The organism is Paenibacillus hamazuiensis, from assembly GCF_023276405.1.
In the GTDB taxonomy this organism is placed as follows: Bacteria; Bacillota; Bacilli; order Paenibacillales; family NBRC-103111; genus Paenibacillus_AF; species Paenibacillus_AF hamazuiensis.
On record NZ_JALRMO010000001.1, the window covers coordinates 5,231,403 to 5,248,432 of the forward strand.

The window sequence follows — 17,030 nt, forward strand, 5'->3', positions numbered from 1 at the left end:
CACGTTCAGGTTCCTTTTTTTACACGGTAATCACGGTGATGCCCCGTTCTTGCAGACGCTCCACGATTTCCGGAGCGATGCGGTTGTCCGTTATAATCACGTCGACCTCGGACAAATCGGCCACCTGCGTAAACGCCTGCACTCCGAACTTGCTGGAGTCGGCAAGCAAAACGACTTCGTCGGCCGTGCCGATCATCCGTTCTTTGATGCGGGCTTGCAGCTCGTTCGACTCGCTGATCCCGCGGTCCAGATGGACGCCCTTGCAGGACAGGAACACCTTATCCACATGGTAAGCATTCAGAGACCGTTCGGCGAGCGGCCCCACATAAGACAAAGAGCGCTGCGCCAATATGCCTCCCGTCGAGATGACCTCGATCTTCTCCTTGCTGCTAAGCTCCATGGCGACCTTAATTGAGTTGGTAAGGACGGTCAAAGGAATGTCCGGCACCTCGGCGGCCATATACCAGGCCGTGGAGCTGGCATCCAGAAGGATGCGGTCCTTCGGTCGGATCCGGCCGATCGCGGCCTGCGCGATCCGCTTCTTCTCCTCGGCATGGGTGATTTCCCGCTCGAAGTAGGGAATTTCCGGCTGCTGGTCGCTTTTCACGCTGACCGCGCCTCCGTGCGAGCGGCGCAGGCGGCCCGCTTGCTCCAGCCGGTCCAGGTCGCGGCGAATCGTCTCCTCCGTCACCTGGAACAGCTCGCTCAGCTCGGAAACCCGGATGGAGCCCCGCTCGTTTACCAAACTTACAATTTTGTCAAAACGCTCTGCAGCTAGCATGACTTACCTCTTTTCACAGACTGTATTATTCGGCAATCCCCGTCAGCCTGACGAACCGGTCGTAGGCATGGCCCCACCGGTCTTGCTCTTCCGGCATATATTCGGCAACGGGGAACGAATTGCGAATGGCTTGGCGCGCTTCCCAAATATCTTTAAACGCGCCTTGGGCGATCCATTGGACGGCCAAGTTCCCGATCGCGCTGCCTTCCGAAGGACCGGCCCAAACCGGCTTGCCGATGGCGTTTGCCGACCACCGGCAGAGCAGCGTATTTTGAATGCCTCCACCGACCATATGCAGGCCGCTAAACGTTTGCCCGGACAGCCGCTGAGTCATTTCGAACACATAGCGGTACTTCAAGGCCAGGCTTTCCAAAATGCAGCGGACAAACTCTCCGTCCGTTTCCGGAGCGGGCTGCCCGGTCTGCCGGCAATATTGCGCGATTCTCGCCGGCATATCGCCGGGGGCGAGGAACATCGCATCGTCGGGATCGATGAAAGCGCGGAACGGTGCAGCCGCTCCCGCCATCTGTACCAATTCGGTAAACGAGTACGATTTTCCTGCTTTCTCCCACTCGCGCCGGCTTTCCTGCAAAATCCACAGGCCCATAATATTTTTCAGCAAGCGGTATGTCCCTTCCACGCCGCCTTCGTTCGTAAAATTGAGCTGCCGCGCCAAATCGCCCATAACCGGCTCCCGCACCTCGGTGCCCATCAAGGACCAGGTGCCGCAGCTGAGGTAGGCAAAAGACCGTTCCGCAGCCGGAACGGCGGCTACGGCGGAGCCCGTATCGTGCTCGGCTACCGCATAGACGGGAAGCGAAGGAATCCCCAGCTCCTCGCAAACGGACGGCTGCAGATGGCCGGCTTTGCTGCCCGGCTGCAGCACTTCGCCGAACCACGATTTCGGGAAGCCGAGCTTCTCCAGAAGCTCCTCATCCCAGCCGCCTTTTACAGGATTGAACAGCTGGGTCGTCGTCGCATTGGAAAACTCGCTTTGCATCTCCCCGGTCAAAAAGTACCGAAGCAGGTCCGGGATCATCAGGAAACGGTTTTCCTTCTGCAGCCACGGGGAGTCCGCCTGTTTCAGAGCGAACAGCTGGAAGATCGTATTAAACTGCAGAAACTGAATGCCCGTTCTGCGAAAAATCTCCTCCGCGGGCACCTGCGCAAACAGTTTTTCCATCATCCCTTCCGTATGGCGGTCCCGATAGTGATAAGGGTTGCCGAGCAGCTCGCCGTTCATACCGATGAACCCGAAATCGACCGCCCACGAGTCGATCCCGATGCTGTCCACTTCGTTGCCTCTGTTTTTGGCGATCAAGAGCGCCTGCTTGATTTCATGATACAGCCGCAAAATATCCCAGTGCAAACGGCCCCCCACCTGCACGGGATCGTTCGGAAACCGGTGAAGCTCGGTCATTTCGATCCGGCCGTCCGTCAAACGGCCCAGCATCGCTCTTCCGCTGCTCGCTCCCAGGTCAAAAGCGATAATATGTCCCAAAGGATATCACCCTTATCCGTTAATGAATTAACCGCGCGCGAGCAGCACTTCCCGCTCGTAGACTTTGACTTCGGCCAGCCACTCCTCGCGCACGGGAACGCCTTTGGAAGCGCAGTAATAATCCCAAACGGCGCCGAAAGGATACGTTTTGAACTCCTCCGTGAGCGCGAGACGCGTCGTATAATCGCCTTCGAGCTCCGCTTTCCGCAGCGCCTCCACCGGATCGAGCATCGCGCGAAGCAGGGCCTTGATCGTGTTGCGCGTGCCGATCACCCATGCCGCTACGCGGTTGATGCTCGCATCGAAGAAATCGAGGCCGATATAGGTTCTGTCCAGCAGGTTGCCGCGCACGAGCTCCCGGCCGATATCGATCAGCTCGTCGTCCAAAATGACGACATGGTCGCTGTCCCATCTCATCGGACGGCTGACGTGAAGCAGAATGCCGCTCGTAAACAGCGAGAGCGCCGACAGTTTGTTCGAAATCACTTCCGTCGGATGGAAATGCCCTGCATCCAGGCAGATCAGCTTGTTGTTTTGAATGCCGTAGCCCATGTAAAACTCGTGCGAGCCTACGACGTAAGCTTCGGACCCGAGGCCGAACAGCTTGCTTTCCACCGCATCGAGGTTATGCGCAGGGTTCAGCTCCTCCGCAAACACTTCGTCGAGCGCCGCCTTCAGGCGCTGTCTCGGCGCCAAGCGGTCCGCAGGCGTATCCTTGAAGCCGTCCGGAATCCATACGTTCGTCACGCACGTTTGACCGAGCTGCTCGCCGAAGTAGGCGCCGATTTTTCTCGATGCTTTGCAGTGGTCGATCCAAAATTGGCGAATGGCCGGATCCGGATGGCTGAGCGTGAAGCCGTCGCCGGATTTCTCGTGGGAGAAGCAGGTCGGGTTGAAATCGAGACCGAGACCTTGCTCCTTGCACCAGTCGACCCATTTCTGAAAATGCTTCGGCTCGAGCTGATCGAGCTCGACCTTCTCGTCCGTATCCGCGTAAATCGCGTGCAGATTCACTTTATGTTTGCCGGGGATGAGGGAAAACGCCTTTTCCAAATCCGCGCGAAGCTGGTCGGGCGTTTGCGCCGCCCCCGGATAGTTGCCGGTGACGGAGATGCCTCCGGTCAGGTCCTGCTCGCGGTTCAGGAACCCTCTGACATCGTCGCCCTGCCAGCAGTGCATCGAAATTTTGATTTTTTCCAGCTGCTCGAGCACTTGATCGACGTTAATGCCGTGGGCCGCGTACTGCTCCTTGGCCAGCTCGTAATTCGCCTGAATGTTCTTGTCCATGGGATCAGCTCCTTATCTATCGTATTTGATCGGATACGCCATCACTGACATTAGAGCGTTTTCAGCCTGTGTCGCGTCCAGGCGGCTGTACTGCACGACGATCGGAATATCGCTTCTCACTTCGATCGCATAAGGAACGCCGACCGGGATTTTCACATCGTCCTTGGACAATAGGCTTGTGCGGATGTGCTTGGTCCGGCGGGCCGGAACCACCTCCACGATATCTTCAATCGGATCGCGGTCCTCGAAAAAAATCGTGATCCCCAGAGTCGCGTCCTCCGAAGACGTATTGAGCACACAGATCGATTCGTGGCTCGTAAGCGCCCCGGAGCTGAGCTCCGGAATGTAACCGTCCGGAATAATCCATACCTTTTCCCCTGTTGCTGTTGGCATATGAACATCCTCCTTTAAATTGTAATCGCTTTAAAATAATACCGAAAGATTAGCTGGAAGCAGGTCTTCCAGCTAATCTTCGGGTAGGGTGGCCGGGCCGATTAGCGCGTAAACGCAGCGGGAACGCCGCCGTCAATGGTCAGCATGCAGCCGGTTGTTTTCTCGGCTTTCGAGGAAGCGAAAAACGCGACGCCTTCCGCGATATCGCGGGGGAAAATATTGACGAGCAGCGTCGTCCGCTTGCGGTAGTACTCTTCCAGCTGATCCGGCTCGATGCCGTATGCCGCGGCGCGTTCATTGCGCCAGCTGCCGTTCCATATTTGCGAGCCCTGCAGAATCGCATCGGGAAGAATCGTATTCACGCGGATGCCGAACTCTCCGCCCTCCGCCGCAATGCAGCGCGCGAGGTGCGCTTCCAGCGCTTTGGCGGCGCTGTAAGCCGTGGCGTTTTTGCCTGCATAAACGGAGTTTTTCGAGCCGATGAACACCATGCTGCCGCCGAGGTCCTGCTCCTTCATCATGCTGAACGCTTCGCGGGCAACAAGGAAATATCCCGTGCCGAGCACGTTCATGTTCAAATTCCATTCCTTCAGCGACGTTTGGTCGAACGGACTGGAGGTGGCAAGACCGGCGTTGTTAACCAGGATGTCCACACCGCCGTAAGCGAGCGCCGTTTCCGCATAAGCCGCTTTAACCAGCTCTTCGCTCGTTACGTCGACTTTCACCGCAATCGCGCGGTTTTCGCCGTATTTGGCGTTGATTTCGGCAGCGACCTTTTCCGCGCCTTCGAAGTTAAGATCCGCTAGCACGACGTGAGCGCCTTCGGATACGAGGCGGCGCGCCGTTTCGCTGCCGATGCCGCCCGCTCCGCCGGTAATAAAGGCGATTTTGCGGGAAAACTCCGCTTCGGCCGGGGCGAGCGACAATTTGTACAGCTCGAGCGGCCAATATTCCACGTTGTAGGACTCGTTTTCGCTCAGAGAAACGAATTGTCCGAGTGCGGTTGCGCCTCTCATGACGGCGATAGCGCGATGGTACAAGGCGCCGCTCACCTGAGACATCGCCCAGTTTTTTCCGGTATTGATCATGCCGATGCCGGGAATCAGAATGACGCGCGGCGCCGCTTCGAACATGATGTCGCCTTCGTTTTTGTTGCGTTCGAAGTAAGCTTTGTACTCTTCTTTATATTGAGCGATGCCTTCCTTCAGCTTCGCTTTGAGGCCGTCAACGTCATCCGCGTCAGGCGTCCAGTCGATAAACAGCGGAACGACCTTCGTGTGAACGAGGTGATCCGGACAAGCCGCGCCGACCTGGGACAGCTTTGCGGAATCCCGTCCGCCAACGAATTGCAGCACGTCGTCGGCATCGTCGAAAGTGAGGATCATTTTCTTCGTATCGCTGACAGCGCCGCGGATCGTCGGCATCACCCGGGCCGCGATGCTTCTGCGCACCCCGGCAGGCAGCGCCGCATGTTTCGCTCCGCCGAATACCCGGTCTTCTTTTACACGCGCTTCGATATATGTTTCCGCTTCGTTGATGATTTTGATCGTTTGGGCATACGCTTCCTCCGAAGTTTCGCCCCATGTGACAAGACCGTGTTTCTCCATCAAAACAAGCTCGGCTTTTTGATTGTTTCTGACGCCTTCGGCGATCATCTTGGAAAGCTTGAAGCCCGGACGGATGTAAGGCACCCATACAAAGCGGTCCCCGAAAATTTCGCCCGCCAAATCTTTTCCGTTATCCGCGCAGCAAAGGCTGATGATCGCATCCGGATGCGTATGGTCGACATGCTTGAACGGAAGAAACGCATGCAGCAGCGTTTCGATCGAGGCGCGCGGATGCTTGGCGTCGATCATGCAGTTCGCGAGGTACGCCACCATATCTTCGTCGGACATGTCGTCCCGCTCATACAGCGGACGAATGTCATCCATACGCAAGCCGGTAAAACCCGCCGCTTTCATCGTCGCGAGGTCGGAGCCGCTACCCTTGACGTACATAACCTCGATGTCGCGGCCGCGGAAATCCTTGACGATCATCTTGCTGGACGTATTGCCTCCGCCATAGTTGCAGACGCGGCGGTCCGTTCCTATCAGATTGGAGCGGTAAACAAGCAAATCGAGACCGCCGGCAAGCTCCGCCGCTTGGGACGCTTCCCATAAACTTTGTACCATGCCAATACCTCCGGGCTTTTTTATTTTGTTTTGTTTTTATCATCATACCATATTCATTTTTGCTTGAATACGATAAATACGGACATAAACAAAAATAAAACGGAAATATTGGCGCCTCAAATTCATCAAACAATGGGAGAAAAATATGACCGCCTTAATCTCCTCCTTATTGGAGAATCCCGTGCCCCCGCAGGCTTTGCTCCGCAAGTTTTCCCGCATAAGTTTTGAGGTGAAACGTCATGCTTCCAGCCCACGGCGATAACAAAAAACGCACCGCTGCAGCTGTGCCGGACCATACGTCCGTTATTTTGAAAAAATAAACCGCTTTAAGCTGGTTGACGGACACAGATGACGTTATTTCCGGGCAAGGGACACGTTTACACCGTTCATTCGGTATATAACGGATCCGGTGTCCGTCAAATACGGAAACAACGTCACTTGATCAAAATAACGGATCTTAAGTCCACAAGTCTTACTTTAATCTATGAATGACAAAGCATTTGTAATCCAAGCTTGATTCCCCGCTTAAGGATAATTTTGAAAGGATGGATTTACAAACACTTAACTTGTCTTGCTTTCGCAGCGATGGCTATAATTTACTTGACAACGTTGTCAACCTTGTCATAACTAATATTCATTCTTCCGCTGTGCTCAAGCATCATCATTTCGGACATACTGCGGCACTCTCTTCTTTCTTTCCATGCGACAAAGCGGTCAAGCCGTCCAAGGCAAAACGGATCAAACGGGAGACGGGCAACCGGCAGCGGTAGCCTTCTACCGCTTCTTCCGGCAACAATTCGGGGAGGGATTTTGTGAACAAGATAGCCAAAAAATTAGTTCAAGTCGGCATTGCATCGGCGCTTCTGCTGGGCAGCATCAACCTGACCCCTGCACCGCAGGGCAATGAAGCGCATGCGGCAGGCACCATCACCGCATGCACGCCTTACGGACCTTGGCCGGGAGCGAAATATAACCCGGCCAAGCTGATGAGGCAGCTCGGGCAGCCTCGCACCGGCGAAGTGGGTCCGTTCCTGTCCGCCCATCGGGGGGCATGGGGAACGGATGCGGGGCTTACGAGACCGGCACCCGAAAACTCCCTCATCGCCATCGATAATGCGGCCGATCTGAAGTTTGAAATGGTGGAGCTGGACGTCAAGCTTTCCAATGCCAATAATCCGGCGGTACCGCCCAAGCTGATGCTCATGCACGATTACACGTTGGGCCGGACAACCGACTATGGCTCGGGCGATTCTCACTTAGGCTGGTGGAACCCGTTTCTCGGCCAAACGGATACCGGATTCCGGCCCCAGGACTATGGAGATTGGGTCACGATGTCCTTGTACAATCCTCTTGTAAAAGATTTGTCCACCAATGCGGCAGCCGAACAAAAGCTGCGGCTCTTCGACAAAAGTCAAGGCGATCTCGGCATCTTGAAAGGCGCGAGCGCGATCGGCCGATGGCCAGCCGGGGATTACGGCACCGTTCCTACGCTGGACCAGGCGCTCGATTATATCGGCAAAAGGTATCCCGGCATGACGGTGGTCGTGGATCTTCGCCATCTGAATGAGGTGAAGGCCGCCGTCAAGGCAATCGACCAGGTGCGCGACTGCAGCGGGCGGCCCGCGAACGAATGGGTCATTCTGAAACCGTTCGCCAATGTGTTCAAAGGCGGCTTTTTCAACGCCAAGTCGCCGGGTTCCACCGTACCCGATCCGGAGTCGGTCGCGGCCCAGATTCCGGGTTACGAGAAATATAAGTGGATTCCGGTCGTATCCAGCCGGCTTGTTCCTCCCAATCCGCAGGGAGAGCCATCGATTATCCCCGGTTCGCCGGGACCGGACGTTACCCAGATTATGAGCAATGTCACCCAGTACCTAAACGACTGGGCCCGGTATTTGGGCGGTCCTGTGGTCACCTTCGAGATCGGGGTGGGAGATTTCAGCAACCAGGCGATCAAGGATGCTTACAACGCTTTCAAGGGCAGGATGACAAACATGCAGTCGTGGCGTCCGCCCGACATTAATGTAGCCGCGCCTGTAGCGGATCCGGACAACGGCAACAAGACAATCGTCGGCTTTAATTGGAAGGACGACGGCACGGGAGCTTACCCGGTCTACAAGGAATCCTCGCGCAGCTACGAGGATACGAAAAAATGGGCCGGCGCCCTGACGATCGAGGACCCGGTTTATGTGAAAAATGCGGAAACGTTCACACGTGAGGCAACCCAGCTCGCCATCTCCGATATGCCGGATTTCGGCACTTTCGCCGAATATGCCTTGGTGGCGGCCGGAAGCGGCCTTGCCGTCGACATTTCGGACGGCAAATCGGATGACGGCACGCCGATCTCCTTATGGTCGCTCCACAAGCTCGACAACCAGCTTTGGTCTCTTCAGAAGAACGCCGACGGGACGCTGAGGCTGCTCAATCCGTTTACGGGCAAATCGCTGGATCTGCCGGGAAACAATTTTACGAACGGAACGGCGGTACATCTCTGGAGCAACAATAGCTCGGACGCCCAGAAGTGGGTATTGTCCGACAATCAGGACGGTACCTACCGAATTGTCCATGCGGCCAGCGGCAAGGTGCTGGATGCGGACAATAACGGATCCGCCAACGGAACGAAGCTGCAGATCTGGGACATCAACGGAGGCATCAACCAGAAGTGGCGGCTCATTCCCGTGAGAACCTACCGTTTTCCATCCGCAGGGGGTACCGTGCTGATGATGGGAGTTGCCAACGTGTCGAACTATTCGGGAGCCCAGGTGGAGCTCGGGGAACGGCTGCTGAGCACCGTCCGGTGGAGAGCGCTCAACCATGCCGACGGCACGTTTTCGCTGGCGATCATCCGTCCCGGCCAGAGTTACATCCACGCCGGAGCCATGATGTTGACGCCGCAGAGCAATTTCAACCTGCAGGGCACGCTGCTGCAAACGTTGCCGGTGAGCGGAAACGCGGCCCAAAACTGGTCGCTTCTGTATAACAATGCCGACGCCTCATATACGTTCCGGCATCCGTACAGCACGTGGGTCGCGGACGTATCGGGCGGGGCCATCGCGCCGGGCACCGACCTGATCCTGTTTCAGAGCAACGGCAACGCCAATCAGCGGTGGAAAATCCAGCAGGAATAGCTTTACAAACTTTTTACATGCGGGCCTATCCCGCCTATGTTATTATCGCTTATGACAATGTTGTCATAAGCGAAAGGCGGGAAATACATTGGACAAAAAATATACGATCAAGGATATCGCGGAAATGGCCGGCGTGTCCTTCAAGACCGTATCGCGGGTCATCAACAACGAGCCGAACGTGCGGCCCGAGACACGCCGCAAAGTGCTGCAGGTCATCGAGCAGACTCATTTCAAGCCGAATGTGTTCGCCAAAAATCTGCAGAGCAAAAGCGTCAAAAACATCCTGATCTCCATCCGCAAGGCACACGGGCAAAATACGACGCAGTGGTTCGACGTGCTCATGTCCCACTTGATGAGGCTTGCCGGCAGCCGCAGCTACAACCTGATCTACGAGGTCGTCTATGACGACAGCGAGCTGGAGCATTCCATGATGGAGCGGCTCGGCGGCTTCATCGACGTGGTCATTTTATTTTATTTGAAGGATAACGACAAACGCATCGAGCTGGCCCGGCGCAGCGGAATTCCCCATCTGAGCTTCGAGAAGAACCGCAGCGTCCGGGTCTCCGTATCCAACAACAACCGCAAAGGAGTCGAGGAGGTGGCCCGATTCCTCTTCGAGCGGGGACTGACCCGCATCTGCTTCATGCTCGGCGCGGAGATCGAAGTGAATCTGGAGAGGGCGGAAGCCATGCGGCAGGCTTACCGGCAGCACGGCATTCCCCCGGAACGGCTTGAAACCGTGTTTTATATGAACAACCTGGAAAACATTCACCGGTTCGTCACCGGCAAAATCGGGAGCAAAGAGCTTCCGGAGGTCTTTTTCGTCTCGGGCGACGAAAAGGCGATCGCCGTGTACAGCGCCTTGCAGGAGCAAGGCCTGCGCATTCCGGAAGATGTGTCGGTCATCGGCTTTGACAACATCCCCATCTCGCGGTATTATTCGCCGCCGCTCACGACGATGGGGCAGGATTTTGAGCGGCTGGCGCTGGAGCTGTTCGCAACGGTGGACAAAATGATGAACCGCGAGGAAGGAATCGCCCCCGTGGAGGTCGATCCCCGGCTCATCGTCCGTCAAAGCGTCCGCTAGCCGCCACCCTCATGAGCCGATCCGGGTTCCCTTTCCGGCCGCGAACCGGTACAAACCCAATAAGAGAATAGGATTGGTGTCAAAATGAACAAATTGCGCCATGCGCTGCCCCTGATATCGCTTGCCGTCATGCTGGCCGCCTGCTCTCCCGGAGGAGATGTCAAGCAGGCCGCGAGCAGTGCGCCTCCGAAGGCGGAAGAGAAGACCCCGAAGGAGCCGGTGAAGCTGGAGTTCGCCTCCAACGCCTCCGGCTCGACGCTGGAAGCCTACAAGACGCTGGTCTCTCAGTTCAACGCCGCAAACCCGTCCATCCGGGTCGAGCTGAATCCGATCGCCAAGGATTATGAAGCGCTGATGAACGCCCGGATGGCTTCCGGCGACCTGCCGGACCTGTTCAACACCCACGGGTGGTCGGTAATGAAATACAGCGAATATTTGCGTCCGCTGAACGATCAGCCGTGGGCAGCCAACCTGGTGGACGAAATCAAGCCCATCGTCACAAACGACAAAGGCCGGATGTTTGTCCTGCCCTTCGATGTGGATATGACCGGCCTTCTGTATAACCCGGCCATCCTGAAGGAACTGAACCTGCCCGTTCCCGCGACATGGGACGAGTTCGCCGCCGTCTGCGAAGCCGCCAAAAAAGCCGGCTACACGCCCATCCACGTAGGCGGCAAAGACGACAGCGGTCTCGCGGGTTTGATCAACCGGGTCGCCCTGTCCCTGCTCATCATGGACTCCGGGAAAAACTACAAAAAAGAGCTGGCAGACGGCTCCTTCGATTGGAACCAGTTCGACCGGGTCGCCTCGCTCATCCTGAGCTGGAAAGAAAAAGGCTACTTCAACGTGGACAACGTAACGGCCGACAAAAACGCCACCCACACGGCGATGGCGAAAAACAAGGTGCTTTTCGCGTTCCAGTCCAATCAGTCGATCACCGAAATCAAGAAGCTGAATCCGGATTCCGCCGTGAACATGATGCGCATTCCGACTTCGAACAAGGCGGACGAGCCGTTCCTGATCAGCGGCGAACGGGATGCCGTCGGCGTATGGAAGAACACGAAGCATGAGAAGGAAGCGCTCCAATTTTTAAGCTTTTTGGCGGAGCCCGCGCAGGTGTCGGCCGTGGCCGCCAGCTACTCGATCCCCGCCGCGATCAAGGGCGTCAAGGTCGATCTGGGGCAGCTCGGGGATGTGTTCGGGCAATATTCGAAAGTATCCGTAACCAATCATTTTGACCGGCAATATTTGCCGAACGGCATGTGGAATACGATGAAAAGCGTCGGGACGAGCATGCTGTCCGGCATGAGCGCCAAGGACGCGACGAAGGCCATGAAGACGGATTATGACCGCTTGCGGTCCGCTGCGGTCCGATGAGCCGCGGGATGCCGGCCGCGATCCGCAAACGGGTGATGCCGCAGCTGCGCCGCCACCGCCTGTATCTCCTTTGTTTGCCGGCTTTCGTCCTCTTTGCCGTGTTTGAGTTTTACCCGCTGCTTCAGGGCATCCGGCTTTCGTTCACCGATTGGAACGGCTTCTCCCAAACGTACCGTTTTGTCGGTTTCGACAATTACGTCCGCCTGTTCCATGACGTTCGGATAACGACAGCGCTGCGCAACACCTTGATCTACGGCCTCGCGGGAGCCGCCGCGCAAAATGTGTGGGGGCTGCTTTATGCGCTGCTCCTGAACCTGAAATTCCCGGGCCGCGAATGGGTCCGCGCCGTAATCTATCTTCCCGTTCTCATCTCGGGTCTGATCATCGGCTACATCTGGTATTTCCTGCTGCAGTATGACGGCGGAGCCTTGAACGACGCGCTGGCGCTGCTTGGCGCAGCGCCTGTGGACTGGCTGGCGGACGGAACTCGGGCGGTAGGCCTCATCCTGCTCGTTTCGTCGATGCAATACGTGGGACAGGCAATGGTCATCTATTTGGCTGGCCTCCAGTCCATTCCCGCCGCCTATTACGAGGCGGCCGCCATCGACGGCGCGACCCTGTGGAGGAGATTCGTCCACATCACGCTGCCGCTGCTGGCCCCGGCCATCATTTCCACGTTGATCCTGAAGCTGATCGGCGGGCTGCAGCTGTTCGACGTCATCATGGCGCTGACAAGCGGAGGTCCCGGCTTCGGCAGTCACTCCATTCCGACCTTGATCAACTACCTTTATTTCGGCAATCAAAATGCCGGCTATTCCGCAGCGCTGGGCATCGCCTTGTTCGCGCTGATTTTGTCCGTCACGCTGCTGACGGGCCGGCTCGCGCGGCGCAAGGAGGTTGAGGCGTAATGTACATCCGCAAAATCCTGCTCGCGCTCCTGGGAAGCGTCATCGCGGTCGTTCACGCCGTGCCGCTGTACATCGCCTTGACCGTGGCGCTGAAACCGGCCCGCGACCTGTCCTCCAGATGGCGGCCGCCGAAGTCGCCGACGCTGGAGCATTTCCGGTTCGCCTGGGCGGAGGGAGATCTGCTCCGGGCCTTCGCCAACACGCTGCTCATCACATCGGCGACCGCGCTGCTCGTCGTGGTCGTCAGCGCCATTGCCGCTTACCCGATCGCACGTATCCGCTCCGGCGTGAGCACCGTGGCGACGAATGCGGTTTTGGCGGTGATGATGATTCCCTCGCTCAGCGTCATCGTACCTCTGTACAGCGTGATGAACCGGCTTGGGGGCATCAATACGTACTGGGGGATCATCCTGGTGCTGACCACCGGCAGCCTGCCGCTCGCCATCTTTTTGTATGCGAATTTTATCAAGGCCGTGCCGAAGGAGCTGGATGAGGCGGCCATCGTGGACGGCTGCGGCGCGGTGGGCACGTTCCTTAGGGTCGTTCTGCCGCAGCTGCGGCCCGTCACCGCCACCGTGCTCATCCTGAAGGGGCTGGGAGCGTGGAACAATTACCATTTCGCCCTTTATTTTCTGCAAAAGCCGGAGCTGCGCACGGTGACGCTGTCCATCGCCGGCTTCTTCACCGAATATTCGTCCGACCTGAACGCCGCTTCCGCCGCCGCGCTTCTGGCGGTGCTGCCGGTGCTCGCCGCTTTCATGCTGCTGCAAAAGCAATTCATCGCGGGCTTAACGGACGGAGCCGTCAAATGACGAGGCTTCGTCCAGCCACCCATCAAAGCTAAAGAAAGGAATCCGATCCTATGTCTACCGAAACCTTCGCCCAATTGCTGGAATCCCACTACCGAAGAGAGCTCTCGGAGCAGCCGGCGGAATGGACCGTCTCCCCGGCGCTGCACCGCAAAATAACCGAGGACGGCCGGATGCAGCCGTTCTGCGGCGCTACAACCGTACTGAAGCTGAACGAGGAGGACAAGCTTAAATGTCGTGCCCTGCGGGACCGGCTGCTTGAAGATTTGGATCTGCCGCTGGTCGTTATCCTGCCGGAAACATATCACGTGACCGTCCATGCGCTCAGCAATCCGTATAACGTGGAGGGCGGATCGACGGAAGCGGTTTTGGCCGATATAGCCCGCCGGGAAGAGGCCGTAGCGGCTTTGTTCCGCAGCGTGCGGAAGGAATACGGCGGAGAGAAGATCCGCTTGCGCACCCTGGGCCCGAGCACGAGCGGCAAAGATGTGGTCAGCCTGAAGTTCGCTCCGTCCGGGGAGCGGGATTCCGCGATTCTCGGCGACTTGTTCCAGCGGCTGGAGTCGCTGCTTCCGCTCCATAAGATTTACGTGCCGCATGTCTCGCTGGCCTACTTCGTGCCGCGCCCTTATGACGCGAAGCAGATCGCCGCCCTCTACAGCCGGCTGCGGGAGCTTGATTCGGATTCATTCCGTTTCGAGCTGGCGCTGGACGTGATGGAGCTGGCCTACCAGCGGCATACCGACATGCACGATTTCCGCGATGTGTTTACGGTTCGCAGCGTGTAAATCCGCTTACTTTTAACAAAACAAAAACAGCGGCGATCCGAGACTCGTTTTACGTCTCGGTCCGCCGCCGTTTTCTTTTTACAGGATGTGCCGTCGGGCTATTTCGTTACTCCGGCAAACTGTCGCCGGGAAAGCTGCGGCAAGGATGAACCTCATAGGTGAAGATGCCTGCCTGCACGCCGGGATCGGCGTCCATGATCGCCTTAACCTCGTCCACGGAAGCATTGAAGATGCCGATGCCGCTGATTTCGCTTCCGTCCGTAACGGGACATACAATGGAAAGGAGCCCCTCCGCCCGCAAGCGGAAATTGCTTCGCCCGTGCTCCCAAATAATCCGCTGGGCGCCCTCGGTTTGAGCAATTAACGGGGTGGATTTGAGAATAACGAGAGTATACCCTTTCGTTTTGGTCATCATTTCTTTCATGTACTCGTCCGTAATAGGAGCAGTCATCTTTTTCCTCCGCGAATAAGATTTTTTCTCGAAGTCCCTGCAAAGGGAGCCTACGATTCATTATTCTTCCTATTCGCGAAAAATATCGCACTTCCTCTTGAATTCCCGTAAATCAAGGCTTGGCCGTTCCTTCCGTCGGCACCACCTGAAGCGCGAGTGGAGCGGCCGCGTTACCGGCTTTATCCACCGCGGTGATCGTAATGTCGTTCATTCCCGGATGCAGTTCGACCGGCGCGGAGGTGAAGACCAGGTTATCGCCCACTTGCGCCGGGACGCCGTTCACCTGCAGTTCCGCCTTCTCGCTTAACGTGCCGCTTAGTATCCAAGGAGTTTTAACGATGTTGTAATGATTGCCCGTCTTCTTGCCGGGTGGCTGAACAGTGATCACAGGCGCAATCGCATCTTCGACCCGTTTCACATCGCCGACGGTTAAAGTTTGGCCGTCTGCGGTTTGCGAGCCGCTGCCTGCGACTTTTACATAGACGCGATTCTCATAATAACCGGTAGTTCCGGCGATCTTGAGCAAATTCAGCGGCCAGGAGCCGCCCCAGCTGTACCCGTTGCGGCGCTCGGCTTCGATCTCCAAAATATTATGTTTGATCACTCCGTCGCGTCCCGAGAATATCGGCAGGTTCGTTCCGATTTCATAAAACCGGTACCACGCCGTGCTGGCCGGGTCCGGCACGAAGTACACGTTGTTTTTGTCCCCGGATACATATTTGATCCCGACGAGCTTGCTCACGTCAAACCAGGCGAGCGCGCTCTCCCACGCTTTCTTCACCTCCGGCGTCTGGTCCGGCAGCGCCATCAAATATTTGACGATATCCACCGACTCGGAGCCCGAAATGGACGGATGCTCGTAAGCTCTCGCCCCGCGCGGCTCGTAGGTGACCGGATCGTGCTGGGCGCACCACGCGGTAAGTGCGCCTTCCACGGCAATTTGCGATTTCAGGATGTACTCCAGACCTTTGTCGAGGCTTCCCTGCAGCTTGGCCGCTATGTCGTCCGCTACGATATCCGTATTAAAAGGGTATTCCTTTTTCTTGACCATCGTCAGCACGTTCATCACGCGCATCATCGCGTTGTCGTTAAACGTCACGTAATCGGAATAATTGCCGCGCGCCGGATATACCTGAGGCCAGCCTCCGCTCGGATACTGCATCGTCAGCAGGAACTGCAGCCCTTTGTTAACGGCCTCTTTATAACGCGCGTCGCCGGTCTGCTTGTACATGACCGCAAGAAACAAAATCTCGTTCGTCGTGGCGTTGTTGTCGATCGTGCCGATATCCTGGCCGTCCTTGGTCCGCCAGTCGGACTTGACCTCCTGGCCGTCCCAGGCCCGCCCGTACTTGTCGCTCAGGCTGTATTTATACCAGCCGCCCTCCGCCGTTTGCCAAGTCAGCAGGTTATTCGCCGTCTGAACATCTTTCGCCGCATCCCCCGTATAATAAGCCGCCTTCAAAAAAGGAACGCTCTTCGGGTTCTCCACCGCAGGCCGTGTAATCGTGGCGTCCGGGTTCAGCGCCTGCTCCGTTTCGAGAAGGACCGTCGTTCTGCCGGAGGCGTCCGTTCCTTCCGTCGCATTTTTGATGGTGAACGAGTTCGTCAGCTGCGGATTCAGGCTGTACCAATCGCCCCGTGCGGCGTCAAGCTCGAAATCGGCGGCATTAAAAGTGCTCAGCTTGCCGCTCAAGGTCACCTTCACCTGAGTCGGCGCGACGGCCTCCGCTTTGACGATTTTCAGCGCTTCCGCAGCCGAAGGCTCGGCCCCTGCCGCGTCCGCTCCTGCAGCGGCCGGATGGACGGAAAGCATCAGCATCCCGAGCGTGCATACAGCGGGAAGCAGCATCCGCTTTTTCATTTTTTTCGCTAACATGGACGTAAATTCAACCTCCTCGATCAAAATTGTAAGCGATTACGAAATGCTGTTTGCAAATAGATCCATGAGAATGGATCTACACTTTTTATTGTAACGGATAACCGCATGCAATTCTTGCCGCAAAATTGCTCAAAGCCGTCGAATTCTTTGCTCTACATGTCCAATAGCAAACCAATCCCCCGGCAGTCCGAACCAATTAAAGGAACTGTTCTCCCGCTAAAATGGATGTTTCACTTTTCATCGGCATAAAGGAACTGACGTTCGCTATCCTTGGGTAAGTGGGCATATCCGAAAAAATAGAGGAACTGAGATGCGCTAAATCGGGGACAAATCGCGTGAGGAGCGGCGAAACATGCAAATAACGCACCTGAGTTCCTTTATTCTTGGCAAACCACTCGAAATGGCCACGTTAGCGCACCGTAGTTCCTTTATGAACCCGGGAACCGGGGACAAGCGCACGAGCATATTGG

General features: G+C 56.7%; 13 protein-coding genes. 6 read left to right on the forward strand and 7 right to left on the reverse strand.

What is annotated here, in order from left to right; genetic code table 11:
* Window positions 1-19: 19 nt before the first annotated feature.
* From MYS68_RS22670 to MYS68_RS22690, 5 genes are all read right to left on the reverse strand, one after another.
* A complete protein-coding gene (locus MYS68_RS22670) occupies window positions 20-781 on the reverse strand; it encodes a DeoR/GlpR family DNA-binding transcription regulator (RefSeq protein WP_248928037.1) in 762 nt (253 codons plus the stop codon).
* A gap of 25 nt (window positions 782-806) precedes the next feature.
* Window positions 807-2,282, reverse strand: coding sequence for a rhamnulokinase (locus MYS68_RS22675; protein WP_275983508.1), 1,476 nt, complete (start codon window positions 2,280-2,282; stop codon window positions 807-809).
* Window positions 2,283-2,309: 27 nt separating this feature from the next.
* On the reverse strand, window positions 2,310-3,569 hold the full coding sequence (gene rhaA / locus MYS68_RS22680) for an L-rhamnose isomerase (protein ID WP_248928038.1): 1,260 nt from the start codon (window positions 3,567-3,569) through the stop codon (window positions 2,310-2,312).
* A 12-nt stretch (window positions 3,570-3,581) separates the two neighbouring features.
* Window positions 3,582-3,962, reverse strand: coding sequence for a sensory rhodopsin transducer (locus MYS68_RS22685; protein WP_248928039.1), 381 nt, complete (start codon window positions 3,960-3,962; stop codon window positions 3,582-3,584).
* 101 nt (window positions 3,963-4,063) lie between these two features.
* Window positions 4,064-6,133, reverse strand: a complete 2,070-nt coding sequence (locus MYS68_RS22690; protein WP_248928040.1) for a bifunctional aldolase/short-chain dehydrogenase — start codon at window positions 6,131-6,133, stop codon at window positions 4,064-4,066.
* Window positions 6,134-6,945: 812 nt separating this feature from the next.
* Here MYS68_RS22690 and MYS68_RS22695 point away from each other — a divergent pair.
* The 6 genes from MYS68_RS22695 (at window position 6,946) to MYS68_RS22720 (ending at window position 14,230) form a co-directional block, all read left to right on the forward strand.
* Complete coding sequence (locus tag MYS68_RS22695) at window positions 6,946-9,261, forward strand: RICIN domain-containing protein (protein ID WP_248928041.1); 2,316 nt, start codon at window positions 6,946-6,948, stop codon at window positions 9,259-9,261.
* Between the two features lie 88 nt (window positions 9,262-9,349).
* A complete protein-coding gene (locus MYS68_RS22700; RefSeq protein WP_248928042.1) occupies window positions 9,350-10,348 on the forward strand; it encodes a LacI family DNA-binding transcriptional regulator in 999 nt (332 codons plus the stop codon).
* Window positions 10,349-10,432: 84 nt separating this feature from the next.
* Entirely contained in the window at window positions 10,433-11,725 is a 1,293-nt protein-coding gene (locus MYS68_RS22705; protein WP_248928043.1) for an ABC transporter substrate-binding protein, read from the forward strand.
* Between the two features lie 8 nt (window positions 11,726-11,733).
* Window positions 11,734-12,633 carry a carbohydrate ABC transporter permease gene (locus MYS68_RS22710; protein WP_248928044.1) on the forward strand — a complete coding sequence of 300 codons (900 nt, stop codon included), beginning with the start codon at window positions 11,734-11,736 and terminating at the stop codon, window positions 12,631-12,633.
* Window positions 12,633-13,445, forward strand: coding sequence for a carbohydrate ABC transporter permease (locus MYS68_RS22715; RefSeq protein ID WP_248928045.1), 813 nt, complete (start codon window positions 12,633-12,635; stop codon window positions 13,443-13,445). The genes MYS68_RS22710 and MYS68_RS22715 overlap by 1 nt, the downstream gene beginning before the upstream one ends.
* Before the next feature lie 50 nt (window positions 13,446-13,495).
* A complete protein-coding gene (locus MYS68_RS22720; protein ID WP_248928046.1) occupies window positions 13,496-14,230 on the forward strand; it encodes a hypothetical protein in 735 nt (244 codons plus the stop codon).
* Window positions 14,231-14,336: 106 nt separating this feature from the next.
* On the opposite strand, the gene MYS68_RS22725 is transcribed toward MYS68_RS22720, so the two are convergent.
* Both MYS68_RS22725 and pelA read right to left on the reverse strand, forming a co-directional pair.
* Window positions 14,337-14,681, reverse strand: a complete 345-nt coding sequence (locus tag MYS68_RS22725; RefSeq protein WP_248928047.1) for a YciI family protein — start codon at window positions 14,679-14,681, stop codon at window positions 14,337-14,339.
* Between the two features lie 112 nt (window positions 14,682-14,793).
* Window positions 14,794-16,557: a pectate lyase gene (gene pelA, locus MYS68_RS22730; protein WP_248928048.1), complete on the reverse strand. Its 1,764-nt coding sequence runs from the start codon at window positions 16,555-16,557 to the stop codon at window positions 14,794-14,796.
* Window positions 16,558-17,030 lie beyond the last annotated feature (473 nt).